Below are 20239 nucleotides of genomic sequence, written 5' to 3' on the forward strand. Positions count from 1 at the left end.
TTCAAGGCGCAACAGCAGGCACGACCTGCCCGCGATGCAGCACCACCTGGCGGTCGAGCCGCGCCGCGATGCGCGGGCTATGGGTGACCATCAACAGACTGGTGGGGCTGTCGCGCAGCAGGTCCAGCAGCAGTTGCAGTACGTCGTCGCTGGTAGCTTCGTCGAGATTGCCAGTGGGTTCATCCGCCAACAGCAGGCCCGGCCGTGACGCCAGGGCGCGGCCCACCGCTACCCGCTGCTGCTGACCGCCCGAGAGTTGCTCGGGATAACGCTTGAGCAAGTCGCCCAAGCCGAGGCGCTCGACCAGTTGCGCCTGCCACTGCGGATCAAAACGCCCAGCCAGGCGCGCCTGGAACGCCAGGTTATCGTCGACGCGCAAACTGCCGATCAGGTTGAACTGCTGGAACACCAGGCCGATTTCGCTGCGCCGCCACTGCGCCAGTTGCGCCTCGCCCAATTGGTCCAGGCGCTGCTCGCCCACCTGGATACTGCCGGCGTCCACACGGTCGAGCCCGGCCACCAGGTGCAGCAACGTGCTCTTGCCGCTGCCCGACTCCCCCATCAGCGCCAGGCTGCTGCGCTCGCCCAGATGCAGGTCGACGCCAGCCAGCACCGCCAGCGGCCCCTGAGGGGTGGTGTAGCTTTTGCGCACACCGTGCACCTGCAACATAAACATGCTCACTTGAATAACCGAAAACGAGAATAACGGCTGATGGCGCAACGTAAGCAAATTTTTCACATGGATTTCACTGCCCGCCCACCACTGCCACTTTAAATTGCGGGCCTGTTACGGATGCGCCTGCAACTTGTTAGTTATCCAATGCGACAACTTTTAACCGTCGAATGTTCAGCCAAAAGACAGCCGTCCTGTGACAGCCTCCTTATCCCACTGCGGGTATCCGTTAATGCATTGCGCCTACTTGAATATTAATAAATACGGGCCATGGTGAATGATGTGGTTGACCTCACGCTGACCAAACCGCGCACGCGCCGACGCTTTATCAAGCGCTGGCAAACGTGGCGGATGAGCCTTGCCGTCGTAAGCCTGATGCTTGCGGGCTGGCTGTTGTGGCCTGCAACACCCCGCGACCTGGGTGTGGGCAAGCGGCTGATGACTGCGCACCTGCTGCCTGCCTGGCGGGAAGGTGAACTGATCGTGCTGGTGCGCCATGAAGAGCGCTGTGATCGCTCGAAAAACCCCTGTCTCGGTCCACTTGACGGCCTCACCGCCGTCGGCAACCAACACGCCGAGGCGCTGGGAAAAGCCTTCAGGGTATTGGGCATGACGCATACCGATGTGCTTGCCAGCCCCGCCACTCGCACGGTCCAGACCGCTCAGGCGATGTTTGGCAAGGTTCAATTGACAGCCGATCCGCAGGCCATCTGCGGCGAGGCGATCGGCGAAGAGTTGCTGCAACACAAACACCCTGGACGCAACCTGATCTTCGTCACTCACAGTGGCTGCATCGCCGACTTCGAAAAAGCCCTGGGCTATCCCCACGCGGCGTTTCCCCAGTACGGCAGTGCGCTGTTCATACGCGCAAGGGCCGACGGCAGGTTCGACACCCTGGGCCTGGTCAATGGTCCGGCATGGCCGGCTGTTTTGAAAAACCTGTAAACACACTCTTTTACATATCCAGCCCTGCCTATTCAGCAAAATGACAGGCCTGCTCTGGCATGTTGAGCCGCGCGTTAATTAACGCAGCCCACCATAACTCGACCAGTTAGTGAACATTTTGAGTCCTGCTCTTATTACTTATATAGCCCCCCACTCCGTCAATAAGTGTCAAGGAGCCGTGCGCTCATGACCCGATTAAAACCTTTTCCCCTACTGTTGCTGGCAATCGCCGCGTTTTACCTGCTGCCCCTTGGCCTGCACGGCCTGTGGGTGCCCGACGAAACCCGCTACGCCCAGATCAGCCAGGAAATGCTCACCAGTGGCAACTGGGTGTCTCCGCATTTCATGGGCTTGCGCTACTTCGAGAAACCCGCCGGCGGCTACTGGTTGATTGCCCTGGGCCAGGCGGTGTTCGGCCAGAACCTGTTCGGCGTGCGGATTGCCTCGGCACTCACCACGGGCCTGAGCGTGCTGCTGGCCTACCTGATCGCCCGCCGCCTGTGGAACGACCCACGCAAAAGCTACGCCTGCGCCCTGCTCTACCTGAGCTTCGGCCTGGTGGCCGGGCAAGCCGGGTATTCCAACCTCGATCCGCAATTCACGTTCTGGGTCAATCTCAGCCTGGTCGCGCTGTGGTTCGCTCTCGACAGCCGCACGCCACGCGCCCGACTCGGCGCCTGGGCGCTGCTCGGGGTGGCCTGCGCCATGGGTTTCATGACCAAGGGGTTCCTCGCCTGGCTGCTGCCGGTGCTGATCGCCGTGCCCTACCTGCTGTGGCAGCGCCGGTTGGGTGAGCTGCTGCGCCATGGCCCATTGGCTGTCGGCATTGCCCTGCTGCTGTGCCTGCCCTGGGCCTGGGCGATTCATGTGCAGGAACCGGACTACTGGCGCTTCTTTTTCTGGCACGAACACATCCGTCGATTTGCCGCCGATGATGCACAACATGCACGGGCGTGGTGGTTCTTCCTGCCGATCCTGGTAGTGGCGTGCCTGCCCTGGGCCGGGCTGCTACCCAGCACACTGCTCAAAAGCTGGCGGGAAAAACGTCAACCGGCCATCGTGTTCCTTTCCCTCTGGCTGTGGCTGCCGCTGGCGTTTTTCAGCCTCAGCCGGGGCAAGCTGCCAACCTACATCATGCCGTGCCTGCTGCCGCTGGCCCTGTTGATGGGGCATGCGCTGATCGACCTGGTCCACCAGCACAAACCACGCGCGATCCGCCTCAACGGCGTGATAAACCTGGTCGTCGGCCTGCTCGCGATGGCGGCCTTGATCTACCTGCAAATCGACCGCCCGCTGTACGGCAACAGCCATGCCGAGATGTTCAGCCTGTCGCTGGCATTTATCGTGCTGCTGGGCTGGATCCTTGCCAACCTGCTGCAGGCCTTTCGCCCGCTGACACTGTGGGCGACACCAGTACTGGGCATCGGCCTGCTGGTGGTGTTACTGCCGGTGGGGATGCCGGCGCAGATAGCCAATAACGAAATGCCCGATCAGTTCGTGCTCGAACACCTGGACGAACTGCAGCAGACCCAGGCGCTGTTGAGCAATCAACTGGAATCGGCGTCCGCACTGGCCTGGCGCCTGAACCGCGCGGACGTCACGCTTTACAACACCGAAGGCGAACTGCGCTACGGCCTGCAGTATGCCGATGCGGCGCACCGCAAGGTCAACCTGGAGAACGTCCAGGCCTGGCTCGCCGAGGCGCGCAAACACGGTTCGGTCGGCGTGCTGCTGCGCGTCAGAAGCACCAGCGAACACCGTGAAGAGGGGCAACTGCCACCCGGTGGCAAGCGCTACCGCAAGGGCGACCTGGTCATTACCCTCTACCCGCCAACCCCTTAGGACTACCCATGAGCTTCTGGAAAACCGAACGCGGCGCCCTGCTGTTGCTGCTGGGCGTATCAGCCCTGCTCCTGCTGCTTGGCCTGGGCAGCCGCGACCTGTGGGGACCGGAAACACGTTGGGCGAATATCGCCCTGCAGATGCTGCAAAGCGGCGACTACTTCGACCCTTATCTCAAGGGCGCGTCCTACTATGACAAACCCCTGCCCTCCTACTGGCTGATCACTGGCTTTGCCAACCTGATGGGCGGCCTGGGCCCGTGGTCGCTGCGCCTGTCGTCAGTGATCGCCGCGTGGTTGAGCATCTGGCTGGTGTACCTGATCGGCGAGCGCCTGTTTCGCAAGGGCACCGGGCTGATTGCCGGCTGGATGCTGGCCACCACGTTCTACTTTCTGTTCTGGGCGCGGGTGGCCACGGCGGATGTGCTCACCGTGTGCGGCGTGCTGGCCGCCGTATGGTGGTACTGGCGCGGGCCGGACGACACGCGGCTGGGGCGCTATACGGTGTTTTTCCTGCTGCTGGCGGCGACGTCATTGTTCAAGGGCTTGATCGGTTTCGTACTGCCGGGCCTGGTGCTGTTACCGCACCTGCTCAGCGAACAGCGCTACAAACGCCACTTCAACCTTCGCCTGCTGCTGGCCGTGCTGATCGCCGGTGCGTTCTATGCGGTTCCCTTCGTGCTGTCCCATCTCTATGGCGCACCCACCTATGGCGAAAGCGGCCTGGAACTGGTGTTCAAGGAAAACGTGGTGCGCTTCTTCGACCCCTTCGACCATATGGGGCCGATCTACACCTACCTGATCTATCTGCCGGCGTACACCCTGCCATGGGCACCCTGCTGGATGCTCGGCCTGTGGCTGGCGCTACGCCACTGGCGCGACACGCCGCCCAATGTGCGCTGGCTGGTGTGGGGGCTGGGCCTGTTGTTCGTGTTCTTCACCGCCAGCGGCAGCCGACGCAGCTACTACGTACTGCCCCTGGTACCTTTTGCCCAACTGCTGGCGGCATGGTGGTTGAGCGAGCGCCTGGCGAAAAACCCCGCCAGCCGGCCGCGCTGGCAAAAGGGCTTTGGCTTCGCTGCGGGCTTGATGCTGCTGGTGATCGGCGGGGTGTATCCCTGGACCAACGGCAATGGCGGCGTGACACAGTTTGTCGAGGACGTGAAAGCACAGGCGGTGAAAACAGCGCCGTGGGATCAGTGGCAGATGGTATTGGTGGAAGTCGACAACAAGCTGCCGATGTACCTGAACAATGGCGGCAAACCCTTCTACTACGTCAGTGAAACCCAAAACTTCCCGCGCCAGGGCGACAGCGCCACGCTCATGGCCTGGCTGGAGAAAACCAGCGGCCAGCGGTTTGATCCACAGCACACCATCATCATCGCGCAGTTCTCCAAAGACGACCCGACGCCGCTGGCCTATCTGGGGGTGGATCACCAAGTGATTGTTACCCAGCCGGATAATGGAGAGCGGTTGTTCCACAAGCGTGAAGGTGGGAGTGTGGGGTTTATGCCAGTGAGTAAATAACAAGCCAGGCGCAAACTAACCTTTAATTTCCGGCATGCTCGCTGCGTGGATAAATGCTTCATCCAAATTTTTACCTCCATAGGTACGCAGGTAATCCTCGGCGTTGGTAAATCGACTGAAACGCCGCTGACTCAGCATGTAAAAATCATCGCATTGCGTCACGATTTCATCGACGCTATGCGATGAAACCAGCACCGCAACCCCCTCCGAAGCAGCCCCCGCCAGACATTTCCAAATATGATGACGAAACTCGGGATCAACACCCGCAGTAGGCTCATCCAGTATCACAAGATCTGCGTTGGCAGAGAGAAGCGACAACGTGAAGAACCATCGTTTTTCACCATAGCTGCACAACGAGGACTTTTTTCTCCAGATTTCACAATAACGGTCGACTATCCCCGGACTCCATTTCTCGATTTTCCTTAACGCATGCTGTTGTGTCACTTTCGAATCGGAGCAAAAAATCATCATCATATTAAAAACATCAAACATCCGAAGTACTGGAGAAGTCGATATTATCTGGGAAAGATAAAGGAGCTTGGAAAATGGATTATGGATTTCACCAGCGTCCACCTTCCTTAAATTGCAAAGCACGTCGAATAACGTGGTTTTCCCGGAGCCATTCGGCCCAAGCAAACCGGAAATCGCACCCGCCTCTACCGACAATGAAGCGTTGTCAAACAAGACATTCTGTGAAAACTTAAGACTGAGTGATTTGACCATAAGACGCTTCATCAGTATCGACTCCAAACCGGATTGATGATCATAAAACGAGACGTCACAAAAATTGAAATGACAAAAAGTGTAAAAACAACAATAACGATAGCCAGGCATTCCAAAACACCGTCCAGCATAATTTTATTGGCCCACCACATGGGGTTAAAAGCCCTGAAATTTTCGACAGCAGGATGAGATGAATTGATACTGACAATTCCAAATGCCAGCATCGCGAACGAAAATATGGAAAATACCGTACTGGAGTTTTGGAAGCCTACCGGAATCAAAGTCAGCAAAAGTGAAAAGGTGGAAAACAGCAGGAAACAGATGTAAAACCTAGTCACCACTACAATGAACTCTGAAAACTCCATAACACCCGAATAATTCCGAGTCAGCATATAAAAAACGGAGCAATACATGACCGCCATAAGTGAATAGGCCAGGAACTGCCCAACAAGAAAGATAGCTTTCGCCTGCTTCGTATAAACAAAAGATCGCAAAAACCCACTTTCTCTGCGCCCTACAATATAGAAAGCAAGACCAAACAAGGCCACGCTCGAAGCGACAAATGCATAAAACCATGAAGTACTTGATAGATAGTCCAATGCTGTAACTTGTGGTTCCCTGGCGTACGACATTAAATAAAAAATCACGACGGGTGATAGAACGTTCCACAAAAGCGCAGCAGGCTCCTTTAAATGCTCCTTGATAAAAAGCATTGCGAGAAAAAACGATCTGAAGAATAAAACGTCATTCATGACTCACCTCACTACAATAATGATGCCAACTCAAAGCACGACGTTACGACATCGCCATCAACTATTAAACACATGCAACAACTTCAAGCCATTTACATACAAAAACAGACGATAAACATTTGCAAAACACACACTCAAAAGTTTAACAACAACAATTTAGCCTCCCATTCAAAACTTGCAAACCTTTCTAGCTTTTTTACGCAGAAAAAACACCGATGCCTTTTGGGAAATTTCACTCAACATGACAAGACCCTTATCAATTGTATTTTTTACGAAAATCAAAACAACTTCGAGAGACTTATAAAAATTCTTTAAAAACTATAGAGTTATATATCGGCAAACTGAGCAATCAAAGAACTTCGACTATCCGGCATCTATTTAAGCAAACAGCGTACGCATCAAAAGTGAGCGGATATTCCGACCAACGGCCTGATTTTTCCGCCTGAACGCCGTAAAAAATGCGGGAGGGGCCTGTTCCCGATAGTGTTGGATCAGCCAGTCAATCATCGACTGCCTCCCTGCCATCGGGAGCAAGCCCCCTCCCACATTTCTTACGCGTTTCACAGGGGCCTTGGTTAATGGCATTTGGTCATGGTTTGTTAAGGGCCAGCAAGGCGCGTCCCTTTTAATTGCAGGACATTTCCTAGACAATCTCTGCCGCCTTGCGCCTGTTGGAGTCGGTGGCTAGTCTGCGGCCCGTCACTGCCAATTCAGTGATCGGGTTTAGTCGCCCGCTACTCTAAATCGGCGCATGGTCCATGCAGTTTCATGGTGGCTGTGCGCAGGGCACCCTCGGGTGCGCCGGATTTTCCGATTTTGGCCGGTCGACTAACCTGCGTACAGCCGCCACCTTTCGTTTAGTCGCGACAGGTACGGCTCCTTAGTCAAAACTCGGAGTTACACCATGAACAAAGCCCTACCCGATCCACCCCACGATCACAGCGCCTTCCACCGCGCCATTGACCGTCACTCACCCACAAAAGACTTCCATTGCGTCAATGAAGACCTGAGCTTCGAAGATGCCCTGCTCTACACCGCCAGCTTGCTGGACAGCGCCTCGGTGACGGCACTCGATTGCAGTGAGCACCTGGAGAGCCCCGAGCGGGCGAAGATTCTGGCGGTGTGGCATTTACTGGAGATTGCCAGGACCACGGTGGATCGCTCTATCCACTGCCTGAACAACCCAAAAACCACCGCCTGAACGCGCAAAAAATGTGGGTGGGGCTTACTCCCGATAGCGGTGAATCAGTCAACCCATCATCGACTGACCCTCTGCCATCGGGAGCAAGCTCCCTCCCACTGGGAGCGCATTTCAAACTCGGGTTCAGCGTTAATACACCCTCAAATCCTGCGACGACGATTGAGCTGCGGAATGCTGGTTTGCGCCACTTCCACCCGCTGCACCTGCACCTGGGTGCGCGCGGCCAGTTGCGCCACGGTCGGCTGGCTGAACAGGGTGCGTGCATCCACTTCCAGCCCGGCCTTGCGCAGGCGTGCCACCAGGTTTACCGCCAGCAGGGAATGGCCGCCCAGCTCGAAAAAGTGGTCATGGCGCCCCACTCTCTCCAGTTTCAGCACATCGGCCCAGATCCCGGCCATGGTGGTTTCCACCTCGCCTTGCGGCGCCTCGTAGGCGCGGCTGATCACTGCCTCGAGGCCCGGCTCCGGCAAGGCCTTGCGGTCGAGTTTGCCCGCCGGGTTCAGTGGCAACGCCTCGAGCTGCACGAAGGCGGCCGGCACCATGTACTCGGGCAGTTGCTCCAGCACATGGGCGCGCAGCGTTTCAAGGCTCGGCGCCGTTTCACGTACGGTGAAATAGGCCACCAGACGATCTTCGCGGATCAGCACTGCCACTTCACGCAACGCCGGATGCGCCAGCAGGCGTGACTCGATCTCGCCCAACTCCAGGCGCACGCCGCGCAGCTTGACCTGGAAGTCATTGCGCCCCAGAAACTCCAGATTGCCGTCCGGCAGGTAACGCACCAGGTCGCCGGTGCGATACAGGCGGTCGCCGGCCACGAACGGGCTGTCGATAAAGCGCTCGGCGGTCATCTGCGTCAGACCCAGGTATCCGCGCGCCACGCCAACCCCACCGATATGCAACTGGCCGCTGACCCCCAGCGGCACCGGCGTGTCGTGGTCATCCAGCACATACAGGCGCGTGTTGCTGATCGCGCGGCCGATCGGCAGTTGCAGCGCTGGAACCGGTGCGCCGGGTTCGAGGGTCCAGGCGCTGCTGTCGACGGTGGCTTCGGTGGGGCCGTAGACGTTGTGCAGCCGCACATGGGGCAAGCGCGCCTGCACGCCACGGGCCAGGGTTTCGGTGAGTTCGCCGCCGCCGCACAGCACGTCGGTGAGGCTGGTGCACAGCGCGGACTCGTCCAGTTCGAGGAACTGCTGCAACATCGCCGGCACGAACTTGATCACGCTGATGCGCTGCTCGCGAATTACCTGCGCCAGGTACGCCGGCTCCCGATGCCCGTCAGGTCGCGCCAGCACCAGGCGCATGCCGTTGGTCAGCGGCCAGAACAGCTCCCACACCGAACCGTCGAAGCTGAACGGCGCGCGTTGCAGCAGCGCGCCGCCTTCAGCGTTCGGGCACAGTGTGGAACCCCAGTGCATCAGGTTGCTCAGGCCGCGATGCTCGATCATCACACCTTTGGGCGTGCCGGTGGAGCCGGACGTGTACATCACGTAGGCCAGGCTGGCGGCACTCAGGCCCGGCACCAACGGATTGCCGGTCGGCGCGTGGCGCCAGGCGCAGCAGTCGAAGTCGATCAGCGGAATCGACACGTCGCCCGGCAGGTCGCGCGTTGCGGCATGCACCAGCAGCGCCACTGGCTGGCTGTCGTGCAGCATGTAGGCCAGGCGCTCGCGCGGGTAACCAGGGTCCAGTGGCACGTAAGCGCCGCCGGCCTTGAGAATCGCCAGCAAGCCCACGACCAGATCCAGCCCGCGCTCGACGCACAGCGCCACCCGCGAATCGGGCCGCACCCCGCGCTCACGCAGGTGGTAAGCCAGCTGGTTGGCGCGCTCGTTGAGCTGTTGGTAGCTCAGCTGCTGCTCGCCGGCCTGCACCGCGATGGCGTGAGGCGTATGCCGCGCATGCGTCTCGAACAGTGCCTGCACGCTGAAAGTGTCGGGGTAGACGGTGTCGGTGGCGTTGAAGGCCACCAGCAAGGTGCGCAGTTCGCTGGCGGGCAGCACCGGCACGTCGCGCAGCGCCGACGTCGGCGCCTGCTCCAATGCCCGCACCAGGCCACACACCGCCGTGTCGAGGTAGGCCAGCAGCCGCGCGGCGCCGATCTTGCCTGGCGCCTTGGCCTTGAGGCGGAACCCGTCGGCGGTGTCATCCACCGTGAGCATCAGCGGGTAGCTGAGGATGTCTTCACTGCTGAGCAGGGCAATCCCGGGCACCAGCTTCAGCTCGGGATCAGCCGAGGTATGCCGGTAATTGAGCAGGCTGTTGAACAACGGCGATGCGTTGCTGCAACGCTGGGCCAGCGCCAGCGACGCCTGCTCGTGAATGAGCAAGGCACTCAGTTGGGCGTGGGTGTCACTCAGCGCATCCACCACACGTTGCCCGGCCAGCCGCACCCGCAGCGGCAGCGTATTGATGAACATGCCCAGGGCGCGGTCGGCGCCCTCGCCCGCCTGCAGGCGGCCGAGCAATACGGTGCCGAACACCACGTCATCGCGGCCCGACACACGGCTGAGTACCTGGGCCCAGGCCAGGTGAAACAGGCTCGCGGCACTCACGCCCACGGCACGGGCCTGTTCGCGTATGCGTTGATTGAGGTGTTCGCCGAGGGCCTGTTCGGCCTCTTCAGTGTCAGCGCGATTGGCCTGGCGCTCCTGCAAGCCGAACGCCAATGTCGGTTCGTCGACATCCGCCAGACGCTCGCGAAAAAACGCCTCATGGGCGGCCTGGCGCGCTGGCAAGCGGCTCTGCGCGACCACATTGCGATACGGCACCGGCGCCGGCAGTTGCGCCTGCTGACCGAGCAGGTGCGCGCGAATCTCGTCCACCAGCACGGTGGTCGAGGTGGCGTCGTTGACCAGATGGTGGAAGCGCAATCGCGCAATCCAGCGCTGCTGCTGCGGCTGTTCGGCATAGTCCAGGGCCATCAGCGGCGCCTGGCGCAAGTCCAGCGGTTCATGGGTGTCGCCCAGCGGCGCGACGCGCAAGTGCGCCTTGCGCCACACCACCTGCATCGGTTGTTCCAGCGCATCCCAGACCAGGCTGGTACGCAGGATGTCATGGCGGTTGATCACCTGTTGCAAGGCCAGGGCAAAAGCATCGAGCTGCTCGCGCCGGGCAAAGCTGAACATCGCGTGCTGCTGGTACGGGTCGCGCTCGTCGGTGAGGTGGTGGTAGAGCAAGCCTTCCTGCAACGGCGCCAGCGGGTAGAGGTCCTGCACATTCGCCGCGCCGCCGGGAATGCCCGCGACGATGCGGTCGATGCTCGGCTGGTCGAGTTCGGCAAGGACCAGCAGGTCCGAGGTGATGTGGGTGCAATCTGGCGCAATGCGGTTGGCCGGCACCGCCGCTTCACGGCCTTGGCTGACGGCCGCCAGCGCCGCCAGGGTGGGCTGGCCGAACAGCACCTGTACGTCGGCATGCAGCCCCGCCTCGCGCATGCGCTGCACCAGTTGCACCGCCAGCAACGAGTGCCCGCCCAGCTCGAAGAAATGATCATGCCGGCCCACATGCTGCACCTGCAGCAGCTCGGCCCAGATCTGTGCCAGGGTGGTTTCCGCGCCGTCGTACGGTGCTTCGTAGCGCCGGGTGACAAAGGCGTCCTGGGTCGGTGACGGTAACGCCTTGCGGTCGAGTTTGCCATTGGCGGTGAGGGGCAGACTGGTCAGCTTCACGTAGGCGGCGGGCAGCATGTAGTCGGGCAGCGTCGTCTGCAGGTGCGCGCGCAGGGCATCGATATCGACAGGGCCATGCTCGATGAACCAGGCCAGCAGTTGCCCCTCGCGGAACTGCACCACGGCCTCCTTGACGGCGGGATGGCCGGCCAGGGCAGTTTCGATTTCACCGAGCTCAATGCGCACGCCGCGAATTTTCACCTGGTCGTCATTGCGCCCCAGGTATTCAAGGTTGCCATCGGGCAGCCAGCGCGCCAGGTCGCCGGTGCGGTACATGCGGCCGGGGTTGAAAGGGTCATCCAGAAAGCGTTCGGCGCTGAGGTCCGGGCGGTTGAGGTAACCGCGCGCCACGCCGTTACCGCCGACATACAACTCACCCGCAACGCCAATCGGCAGCAGGCGTTGCCGGGCATCCAATACGTAGACCCGGGCATTGGCCACAGGCTTGCCGATATGCAGCAACCGCCCCGCTTCGACCCGTGCGGACGTGGCGACCACCGTGGCTTCGGTGGGCCCGTAGTTGTTGATCACGTCGAAGGTTTGCCCACGGCTGAACGCGCGCAGGCGGTCGCCACCGATGAGCAAGGTGTGCAGGGTCGGATGTTCCAGGCGCTGGCTGAAGGCGTACTCGGCCACTGGCGTGGGCAGGAAGCACACGTCCAGCGGCTGGGCACGCCACCAGTCGAGCAGCGCATCGATGTCTTCGGCGCCGTCGCGAGCCGGCGGCAGGTGCAGCGTGGCGCCCACGCACAGCGCCGGCCAGACCTCCCAGGCCATCGCATCAAAGCCGAACCCGGCGACGCTGGCGGTGTGGCTACCCGCGTGCAGGTTGAAGGTCCGGCAGTGCCAGTCCACCAGGTTCGACACACTGTGGTGCTCGACCATCACGCCTTTGGGCAGGCCGGTGGAGCCGGAGGTGTAGATCACATAAGCGAGGTGCGTGGGCTGCACCGCCACGTCGGGATTGGTGCCCAGGTGCAAGGCAGGACGGTCCAGCTCGATCACTGGCACATCCAGCGCAGGCAGGCGCTGGCGCAGGTCATGTTGGGTCAGCACGGCGACCGGGGCGCTGTCGTGCAGCAGGTAGTTGAGACGTTCGGCGGGATGAGCCGGATCTACCGGCACATAGCAGGCGCCAGACTTGAGGATCGCCAGCAGCCCCACCAGGGTGTCCAGCCCGCGCCGGGCCAGGATCACCACGCGGTCGTCCGGCTGTACACCCTGTTCGATGAGCTGATGGGCCAGGGCATTGGCCTGTTGATTGAGCTGGGCATAGCTCAGTTGCCGGTCCTGGTACACCGCCGCCACAGCCTGCGGCGTGCGCGCAGCCTGGGCTTCGATACGCGCGTGCAGGGTACTCGGCTGGGTGTCGGGCTGTGCGGTGGCGTTGAACTGTTGCAACTGCGCCTGCTCGGCCGGGGTGATCAGGGACATTTCGGCGAGGGTGAGCGCCGTGTCTTGCAGGCCCTGTTCCAGCAACCCGATAACGCGCTGGGCCAGTGCCTGGACCTCGTGGTGACTGAAATACGCCTCGTTGTACACGCAATGCAGGCAGGCGGTGTCCTGCACGCGGTTGCTGCGCAGGTGAATGGCAATCGGCAGCGCCTCATGGTGGTTGGAGACCTTGACGGCGCGGGCCTGAAACTCGCCGTAGCGCAGCTCATGGTCGTCCTGCTCGTAGGACACCGACACCTCGAACAGCTGACCGCGATCCGTACGGCGCAGGCCCAGCTCACGGTTCATCTCGCTCAAGGGGAAGCGCTGGTGGCGCATGTCCTGCTTGAGTTGGTCGCGCACGCCGCGCACCAGCTCGCCGAAAGACAGCTGCTCGCTGAATTGAAAACGTACCGCGCTGACCTGGGCAAACATCCCCACGGTCGCGCGAAATTGCGCATTGGCGCGGTTGAGCATCGGCAGCCCCACCACCCACTCATCGCGCTGATGGGCGCGGGTGAAAGACACATATAGCGCCGCCAGCCATACATGGAACGCCGAGGCCTGGTAACGGCTGGCCACCTCTTCCATGCGGTGCAGCAACGCCACGGGAAACCCTTGCACCAGCGTGCTGCTCGGCGCTGGCGCGGAGTGCCGTGGCGTCAGCAGCGGCTCGGGCAGGGTCTGGTATTTGTCCAGCCAATACACGCGGTCGCGGGTGCAACGCGGCGACTGCCGGTAGTGCTGGTCGGCGTCGATGAAGTCGATATACGACGGCGCCAGTATCTGTGGCCGCCGGCCTTGGGCCAGATCCGTATAGAGCTGCGCCAGGGAATGCAGCATCTGGCCGAAGCCCCAGCCATCGAGGATCAGGTGATGGGCCTGGGTGCCGAGCCAATAGTGGTCAGCGTCGAGCTTGACCAGGAAAAAGCGGAACAACGGCTCGCCCTGCAACGCATAGGGCCGGGCCATCTGCGCCTGCATCAAGGCCTGGGCGGCGACTTGCGGCGCGGGCAAAGCCGAAAAATCGTGCTGCGGCACCTCTACCGTCAGTGCCGCAGCGAAGTACTGGCGTGGCAAGCCGTCGGCGTCGCTGAACAACTGAGTGCGCAACCCATCGTGCAGGGCTACCAGGTGCTCGATGGCCTGCTGGATCAGCGCCGGCTCGACCGGGCCGTCAATGTCGAGAAAACCACCGATGTTGTAGAGCGGCGAGTCACCCGCGCGCTGTTGGTCGAGCCAGATGTCCTGCTGGGCGGCGGTGAGTGGGAAGCTGGGCGAAGGGCTGAAAATGTGCGGCATAAGATCCTTCTCATGGGGGGTCGCCGGGGAGGTCCATCACGGCGAAATTGCCGGATTGGAGCATGGGGGTACGGGGCTGCCTGACACCCCAAACCCGGACATTCAAATGAATGGATCCGGCCTGGCTGAAGGTTCACCGCTGAAACGATTAAAGCGTTGTAGGAGATTGGCTATATCTGCCCGAGGATGGCAATTAGACATCTCAGCTTTAAATGGGTATTTCCCTTTTAAATCAATGGATTAAAAATCAATAAAAATCTGCGAAGGTTATGCGTATATGGAAATACCTGACAGAACCGTCGAATTATTGGCGGCGCTTTTGTGGCAGGTTGTGTCCCTCGTTTCCGCTACATACGTAGGACAAATCCATATGGCTAAATGAAATCTCGAACGCCGAGTTACGTTCAAGCAGTACGGCGCGTCCCGCACAGACCCAGGGCGCCCGATGACGGTTTTCGACATCAAGGATAAGATGGCCATGAGTCTGACGCGTACCCTGAGCAACACAACCAGCCCGCATTTCTATGCCGAAATGGGTGAACTGATTTCAAGCAGCGGCCAGGAAGACTTCGCCGCACACATGCTGCACCTGGTGGACAAATGGGTGCCGATCCACATGGTGGACCTCAGCGAATGGACCCTGGACGAGCTGCGTGATCGCGTGCTCGATATCAAGCTGCTCGGCAGCGCGGGCCTCAAAAGCGAGCTGTCTGCACCCCAGACCCTGCACCCGCTCAACGACCATCCGCTGCTGCGGGAGATGCTGCGCATGCAGGACCCGCTGCTGATTCAGATGCGCGCCCAACCCAACAGCGCACACCCGCGCGGCACCTCGCACCAGTGCAACCTCGTGGCTCGCCAGGGCAACCGGCGCCAGGTGATTTCGTTTTACCGCCCGCCGGCCCAGCGTGGGTTTTCCCTGGCGCAACTGTCCTTCCTCAAGTGCCTGTCGGATACGCTGCTGCCGTTGCTGGAGCGCCATGCCCAATTGCTTCACCAGGCGCCGCAGAGCAGTCTGGAACCGGTGCATAACCCGCTGGAGCAATCGCAATTGCAGCGTGAGTTCTACAAGCGCCTGTCGCTGAGCGATATCACGTTGTCGGCGCGGGAGCAGGAAGTGTGCCTGGGCCTGTTGACCGGCGGCACCGTGCCGCAGATGGCGGAAAAACTCAGCGTAAAAAACAGCTCGGTTGAAACCTACCTCAAGCGCGCCGCCGCCAAACTGGGCGTGAGTGGCCGCCATGGCCTGGCCAAATGGATGGTGGGCACGTGATGAGCAGGCCCTTGATTAATAGCGTCACCGTCACAGCCGTCGGCATGGCCTGCCTGCTCGGCGGCTGCTCGCTGATTCCCGAGTACCAGCGGCCCCAGGCACCCGTGCCGCAGCACTACCCACAGGACGGGGTATACCGCCAGGCGCAAGCGGGCACGCAAACCACCTCGGACTGGCAGCACCTGTTCCATGACCCCGCGCTGCAACAGCTGATTGGTGAAGCACTGGTCAACAACCGCGACCTGCGGGTGGCGACGCTGAACGTCGAGGCATTCCAGGCCCAGTACCGTATCCAGCGTGCCGACCTGTTTCCGGCGGTGTCCGCCGCCGGTGCCGGCAAGCGCCAGAAAGTGCCGGCGGACGTGACGGGCACCGGAAAGTCGGCGATCACCTCCAGCTATTCGGCCACCCTGGGCATCAGCGCTTATGAACTGGACCTGTTCGGCCGTGTTCGCAGCCTCAGCGAACAGGCGATGCTCACCTACCTGGGCACCGCAGAGGCCCGTCGCAGCGCGCAGTTGAGCCTGGTGGCGAATGTGGCCAACGCCTACCTCACATGGCGTGCCGATCAGGAGCTGCTGGACCTGGCACAACAAACCCTGACCGCCAACGAACGCAGTCTGCACCTCACCGACCGCAGCAAACGCGCGGGCAAGGCCTCTGCAGTGGAGGTGGTGCAGGCGCGCACCAGCGTCGAAAGCACCCGCGCCAGCGTGGCCCGTTACCAGCGCCAGGTGGCCCAGGACCTCAACAGCCTCGCCTTGCTGATCGGCGGCCCGGTAGACCCAAGCCTGCCGTCGCGCCCGCTGGCCGACGACCTGGTTGCACGGGTGCCCGCCGGCTTGCCCTCAGACCTGCTGCAGCGCCGCCCGGATATCCTCCAGGCCGAATACCAGTTGCAGGCCGCCAACGCCAATATCGGCGCCGCCCGCGCAGCGTTTTTCCCCTCGGTGAGCCTCACGGCCAATGCCGGCAGCGCCAGCACCGAGCTGTCGGGGCTGTTCAAGGGGGGCTCGGGCACCTGGACGTTTCAGCCGCAGATCAACCTGCCGATCTTCAACGCCGGCAGCCTGCGCGCCAGCCTTGACTACGCCAAGCTGCAAAAAGACATCACGGTGGCCCAATACGAAAAATCGATCCAGACCGCCTTCCAGGAAGTAGCCGATGGCCTCGCCGCACGTCAGACGTTCGTCGACCAGCTCAACGCGCAACGGGATTTCGTGGCCGCCAGCCAGACCTATTACGACCTTGCCCAGCACCGCTACCGCAGCGGTATGGACAGCAACCTGACGTTCCTCGACGCACAGCGTTCGCTGTTCAGCGCGCAGCAGGCATTGATCGTGGATCGACTGGCGCAGTTAGTGGCGCAGGTGAACCTGTATACCGCGCTGGGGGGCGCGTGGGCCGAGGCCCCGCGCCTGGCGGTTGCACCCTAGAGCAATTTGAGCCCGATCGCCGAGCGGTTGCGCCATTGTGATTCATTCAGCTCGGCTGCCTTTCCGTAGTCATCCAGCTTGCCGTTGATGACTGCCATTGAGTGCACTGAGTCAGCGACCGTGCCGATGGCCCCCCGCCTGAAGTCTTCAAGGGTGGCCGGGGCCACGTAGTTCTTCAGGCCCAGGCGGCGCAGGGCCTGCCCTGGGTACTCGCCATCGTTCAAGCTGGTCAGGGCAGCGGTGTAGTCCTTTTTATCAACACCATCATTGCCTTCCATCTGGGCTCGCTTGCCACTGACGGCATACAGGAACTGTGCATTGACCAGCACGTCATTGGGCCTGTTTGCCTTGAAATCCGAGGCTTTGCGGGCTTGCTCCAACTCTGCGTGACTGATGTGCAGCCTGTAGGCATCGCGCATGACTACCTCAAAACCCGTGGCGGTCGCCCGTACCCGCTTGAAGACGCCGTGAGGGTTGTGACCGAACCTCATCATTGCCGCCTTGATTGCGGAAACGGTGACGCAGTTCCTTTCATCGTTCTGATAAAAATCCGTGAATACATCGGCCGGTTTTATGCCGATATTCGCCGCCGTGCCGCGGATAAATCGCCCAGTCTCGACCGCACCCGGCGCCTGGTTTTCAGCCTGCGTGATGCGCAGGCGATTCACTTCGTGGGTGTCATACCGGACGCTCTGGCGTGCAGACAGTTGCCTTAGCCGTTTGCCCAACACGTCCATCGCACTGATCAGGTGCTCTGCGTTCTGCCTCGATGCAGGCTCGATCGACGTACGCGCCGCGCCATGATCCGCCCTTCCAACATGCACATTCAGATTCAGCATTTTCCAACTCCAATCGGTGGCCGGTGCAGTCAATCAGCAAGCATGGCGACTTTCAGGGAAGGCGAGACGGGCCTGTTATACAACTGCCCCTCCATCACCCCGTCAATGATGACGCCGTTCTTGTAGCTGCCGCCTGACTTCACCGGTACACCCACCTGCGAGCCCAGGGTTTGCGCATCGACCACCCTGATCTGCTCTTTCAAGCCCAGCAAAGAGAGTGCCGAGTACCCATCGATGCCCTCACCCGCCGACGCCAGCACGCCCGGATAAGTGCGGTGCGCATGGTAGGCACTGTCCTCGCCATAGAGCTTCATGAACGGGTCCGAGGCTTTCTGAACATCCAGCTCGAGGCTCTGGCGCTTGTTCATCACGGCAAACAGGAAGCTGGCATCCTTGATCATGTCTTCATCGCCGCCGCTGAACTTTGCGGCCCTGAACGCCAGGTTCAGTTCTTCGAACGAGATATTCAGTTTGAAACCATCTCTCAGGGTGATGGTGTAGCCGTCCTTTGCACTCAGCACTTCCTTGAACACGCTGGCCGGGCTCTGCCCGAATTTCATCATTGCAACTTTGATGGCGCCTACATGTTCCTCTCTGCCAGAGCTGCCCAGGTAAGGGTAGTTTTCGTAAGACGCACGCAATCCGTTGACGATGTCGTCCGGCTTGCGTCCTTGAGGTGCAGTCGACAGGAAACTCGTGAGTGGTTCGTAATGTTCATCCGCAAACATCTCAGTCAGTTCGCTATCGAAACGGGTGCGGGTACTTGCCAGGTTCGGCCGTTCCATGAACGCTGCCAGCCTGTCGCGCCAGACATTGTCCATGGGAGACGAGGCACGTGGAGCCGGTGCAGGTTCCGCGCGTGGTGGGGGCGCGACAGTCACCGCGGGCAGTGGACTTGGCAGCGGTTTATCCTTGGCCATCCATTGATTCAATGCACTGACCAATGCGTCGTACATCTTCAACAAGGCCGCCAGTTCGGGGTCTTTTTCCTGTGCCGTTAACTGTTGGCCAATCTCACTGAGCGCCGAGAACTGCCGAAGAGGATCAACGCTGTCGCTCGTTGTTTGTGGGTGATTGATTGATTCAGGCGTTTGGCGGGTGGGCACGGAAGTTTCACCGCCCAACATCATTGGACGATGGTTGTACGCAGCACTCATGAACATGACATTCAAGTCTCGGTAATTGAAATAAAGGTCGACCCGTCGATGTGGGTACTTCTGCGTGGCGGATCGAGTTCGATCGTTCCGGCCTTCAGCGGGCTGATACGTAACAACGACCTTCGATCTCAACCAATTGCCGGGGAAATCCGCTGCCTCGGCGTGTTTATCCGAGGCGCGCTGCCCTGCTGGAACTCGCGCGGCGTACAGCCAAACTCACGCCGAAACACCGTGTGCAGATACTGCGCCGAGGTGAACCCGCAGCTAGCGGCAATATCGGCAATCGCCAGCGCCTGGTTGCCCAATTCCCTGGCGGCTGCGGCGAGTTTGAAGCGCAGGATTTCGTCATGCACGCTGCAGCCACGCACCTTGCGAAAGTGCGCTTCCAGGGAGGAACGCGACACGCCGACATAGGCCGCGACCTGCGCGGTCTTGATGCCCTGGCAGGCGTACTGGCGAATAAACAGCAGGGCCTGCATCACATAGGGATTGCCCAGCGGTTGATGCAGGCTGGAGGCTTGCACGTTGATCGCGTCCGGCGGCACCAGCACCTGGGTGCCCGTGCAGGGTTTGCCATGCAGCATCTGGTGCAGCAACGCGGCGGCGGTACGGCCCATGGTCTCGGTGCCCTGGATCACCGAACTGAGCGGCACCCGCGTAAGGGTGCGGGTCAGCGGGTCGTTGTCGATGCCGATCAGGGCGACCTGCTCGGGCACCGCAATGCCCGCCGTAAGGCAGGCTTGCAAGAGCTGCCGGGCGCGGGCATCGGTGACGGCGATAATGCCGATGGGCTTGGGCAGGCTGTGCAGCCAGGCGATCTGCTGTTCCACCGCGCTGTCCCACAGCGGCGCGCTGGTGCCCAGGCCGCGGTAGATCTGCACCGCCAAACCGTCACGCTGCATCAGCCCGCGAAAGGCCTTCTCCCGCTCCTGGGCCCAGCGGTTGGCTTGGGCTTCGGGCAGGCTGAAACAGGCAAACCGCGTCAGTCCGGCCTCGATCAGGTGTTCGTAGGCAAGCTTCATCAAGGCGTGGTTGTCGGTGGCCACGTAGGGAATGCCCTTGGGATAGGCGCGCACATCCTCGTAAGAGCCCCCCACCGCCACCACCGGCAACGCGCTCCCGGCCAGCGCCTCGCCGATCAGCGGGTCATCGAAATCGGCAATGATGCCGTCGCCCTGCCAGCGCTCGATGCCCTTGAGTCGGCACAGGAAGTCCTCTTCCAGAAACAGATCCCAGGACGCGCGAGTGCTGCTCAGGTAATTGCCGATCCCCGCGATGATGCCGCGGTCGTAGATTTTACTGCCGTTGAAGAGCAAAGCGATGCGGTGGACGGGCGGTAGGGTTTTCATTGTTGTTATCCTGGGGCCGGTCCGGACAGACTAGACCGCGCCACTCAAAATCGCACTACACCTTGGTGATTTTCATAATCGCCAGGCCACAGGCCGTTGCTAGTATCCAGACA

14 protein-coding genes are annotated in these 20239 nt (G+C 60.8%); 6 read left to right on the forward strand and 8 right to left on the reverse strand.

All coding sequences use genetic code 11. The annotated features are described in order from the left end of the window. Window position 1: 1 nt before the first annotated feature. A complete protein-coding gene (locus TU75_RS14975) occupies window positions 2-670 on the reverse strand; it encodes an ABC transporter ATP-binding protein (RefSeq protein WP_015372374.1) in 669 nt (222 codons plus the stop codon). 273 nt (window positions 671-943) lie between these two features. Here TU75_RS14975 and pmrG point away from each other — a divergent pair, with 273 nt between their 5' ends. The 3 genes from pmrG to TU75_RS14990 all read left to right on the forward strand — a co-directional run bounded on the left by pmrG (window position 944) and on the right by TU75_RS14990 (window position 4986). After that, window positions 944-1618 (forward strand): lipopolysaccharide core heptose(II)-phosphate phosphatase PmrG, encoded by a 675-nt coding sequence (pmrG, locus tag TU75_RS14980; RefSeq protein WP_003232207.1) that lies wholly within the window; start codon window positions 944-946, stop codon window positions 1616-1618. A gap of 186 nt (window positions 1619-1804) precedes the next feature. Next, a complete protein-coding gene (gene arnT, locus TU75_RS14985; RefSeq protein WP_003232205.1) occupies window positions 1805-3460 on the forward strand; it encodes a lipid IV(A) 4-amino-4-deoxy-L-arabinosyltransferase in 1656 nt (551 codons plus the stop codon). Window positions 3461-3468: 8 nt separating this feature from the next. Next, window positions 3469-4986 carry an ArnT family glycosyltransferase gene (locus TU75_RS14990; RefSeq protein ID WP_060549356.1) on the forward strand — a complete coding sequence of 506 codons (1518 nt, stop codon included), beginning with the start codon at window positions 3469-3471 and terminating at the stop codon, window positions 4984-4986. Window positions 4987-5001: 15 nt separating this feature from the next. On the opposite strand, the gene TU75_RS14995 is transcribed toward TU75_RS14990, so the two are convergent. The 3 genes from TU75_RS14995 to TU75_RS28315 form a co-directional block, all read right to left on the reverse strand. Further along, entirely contained in the window at window positions 5002-5721 is a 720-nt protein-coding gene (locus tag TU75_RS14995) for an AAA family ATPase (RefSeq protein ID WP_060549357.1), read from the reverse strand. After that, window positions 5721-6461 (reverse strand): hypothetical protein, encoded by a 741-nt coding sequence (locus TU75_RS15000; RefSeq protein ID WP_060549358.1) that lies wholly within the window; start codon window positions 6459-6461, stop codon window positions 5721-5723. Before TU75_RS15000 ends, TU75_RS14995 begins: the two co-directional genes overlap by 1 nt. Before the next feature lie 378 nt (window positions 6462-6839). Further along, window positions 6840-6968 carry a hypothetical protein gene (locus tag TU75_RS28315; protein WP_256097826.1) on the reverse strand — a complete coding sequence of 43 codons (129 nt, stop codon included), beginning with the start codon at window positions 6966-6968 and terminating at the stop codon, window positions 6840-6842. Between the two features lie 397 nt (window positions 6969-7365). Between TU75_RS28315 and TU75_RS15005 the strand changes: the two genes are divergently transcribed. Continuing rightward, window positions 7366-7662 (forward strand): DUF6124 family protein, encoded by a 297-nt coding sequence (locus TU75_RS15005; RefSeq protein WP_060549359.1) that lies wholly within the window; start codon window positions 7366-7368, stop codon window positions 7660-7662. A 140-nt stretch (window positions 7663-7802) separates the two neighbouring features. Here TU75_RS15005 and TU75_RS15010 read toward each other — a convergent pair whose 3' ends face one another. Next, window positions 7803-14072, reverse strand: coding sequence for a non-ribosomal peptide synthetase (locus TU75_RS15010; protein WP_060549360.1), 6270 nt, complete (start codon window positions 14070-14072; stop codon window positions 7803-7805). A 478-nt stretch (window positions 14073-14550) separates the two neighbouring features. Here TU75_RS15010 and TU75_RS15015 point away from each other — a divergent pair, with 478 nt between their 5' ends. Together TU75_RS15015 and adeC are read left to right on the forward strand one after the other, a co-directional pair. Further along, window positions 14551-15345, forward strand: a complete 795-nt coding sequence (locus tag TU75_RS15015; protein ID WP_060549412.1) for a helix-turn-helix transcriptional regulator — start codon at window positions 14551-14553, stop codon at window positions 15343-15345. Then, on the forward strand, window positions 15345-16781 hold the full coding sequence (gene adeC, locus TU75_RS15020) for an AdeC/AdeK/OprM family multidrug efflux complex outer membrane factor (RefSeq protein ID WP_060549361.1): 1437 nt from the start codon (window positions 15345-15347) through the stop codon (window positions 16779-16781). The genes TU75_RS15015 and adeC overlap by 1 nt, the downstream gene beginning before the upstream one ends. Here adeC and TU75_RS15025 read toward each other — a convergent pair. The 3 genes from TU75_RS15025 to TU75_RS15035 all read right to left on the reverse strand — a co-directional run bounded on the left by TU75_RS15025 (window position 16778) and on the right by TU75_RS15035 (window position 20126). Then, complete coding sequence (locus tag TU75_RS15025; protein ID WP_082630418.1) at window positions 16778-17620, reverse strand: hypothetical protein; 843 nt, start codon at window positions 17618-17620, stop codon at window positions 16778-16780. The genes adeC and TU75_RS15025 overlap by 4 nt on opposite strands. 29 nt (window positions 17621-17649) lie before the next feature. Continuing rightward, window positions 17650-18777 (reverse strand): type III secretion protein, encoded by a 1128-nt coding sequence (locus TU75_RS15030; protein WP_231981948.1) that lies wholly within the window; start codon window positions 18775-18777, stop codon window positions 17650-17652. Window positions 18778-18905: 128 nt separating this feature from the next. Beyond that, window positions 18906-20126, reverse strand: coding sequence for a XylR family transcriptional regulator (locus tag TU75_RS15035; RefSeq protein ID WP_060549362.1), 1221 nt, complete (start codon window positions 20124-20126; stop codon window positions 18906-18908). Window positions 20127-20239 lie beyond the last annotated feature (113 nt).

Origin of the sequence: Pseudomonas poae (assembly GCF_001439785.1) — a bacterium.
Taxonomy (GTDB): domain Bacteria; phylum Pseudomonadota; class Gammaproteobacteria; order Pseudomonadales; family Pseudomonadaceae; genus Aquipseudomonas; species Aquipseudomonas poae.

Excerpts from the sequence above, each read along its gene's own strand:
- TU75_RS14975 (WP_015372374.1), bottom strand. The coding sequence starts at position 670 with ATGTTGCAGGTGCACGGTGTGCGCAAAAGCTACACCACCCCTCAGGGG.
- pmrG (WP_003232207.1), top strand. The coding sequence starts at position 944 with ATGGTGAATGATGTGGTTGACCTCACGCTGACCAAACCGCGCACGCGC.
- arnT (WP_003232205.1), top strand. The coding sequence starts at position 1,805 with ATGACCCGATTAAAACCTTTTCCCCTACTGTTGCTGGCAATCGCCGCG.
- TU75_RS14990 (WP_060549356.1), top strand. The coding sequence starts at position 3,469 with ATGAGCTTCTGGAAAACCGAACGCGGCGCCCTGCTGTTGCTGCTGGGC.
- TU75_RS14995 (WP_060549357.1), bottom strand. The coding sequence starts at position 5,721 with ATGAAGCGTCTTATGGTCAAATCACTCAGTCTTAAGTTTTCACAGAAT.
- TU75_RS15000 (WP_060549358.1), bottom strand. The coding sequence starts at position 6,461 with ATGAATGACGTTTTATTCTTCAGATCGTTTTTTCTCGCAATGCTTTTT.
- TU75_RS28315 (WP_256097826.1), bottom strand. The coding sequence starts at position 6,968 with ATGATTGACTGGCTGATCCAACACTATCGGGAACAGGCCCCTCCCGCA.
- TU75_RS15005 (WP_060549359.1), top strand. The coding sequence starts at position 7,366 with ATGAACAAAGCCCTACCCGATCCACCCCACGATCACAGCGCCTTCCAC.
- TU75_RS15010 (WP_060549360.1), bottom strand. The coding sequence starts at position 14,072 with ATGCCGCACATTTTCAGCCCTTCGCCCAGCTTCCCACTCACCGCCGCC.
- TU75_RS15015 (WP_060549412.1), top strand. The coding sequence starts at position 14,551 with ATGAGTCTGACGCGTACCCTGAGCAACACAACCAGCCCGCATTTCTAT.
- adeC (WP_060549361.1), top strand. The coding sequence starts at position 15,345 with ATGAGCAGGCCCTTGATTAATAGCGTCACCGTCACAGCCGTCGGCATG.
- TU75_RS15025 (WP_082630418.1), bottom strand. The coding sequence starts at position 17,620 with ATGCTGAATCTGAATGTGCATGTTGGAAGGGCGGATCATGGCGCGGCG.
- TU75_RS15030 (WP_231981948.1), bottom strand. The coding sequence starts at position 18,777 with ATGAGTGCTGCGTACAACCATCGTCCAATGATGTTGGGCGGTGAAACT.
- TU75_RS15035 (WP_060549362.1), bottom strand. The coding sequence starts at position 20,126 with ATGAAAACCCTACCGCCCGTCCACCGCATCGCTTTGCTCTTCAACGGC.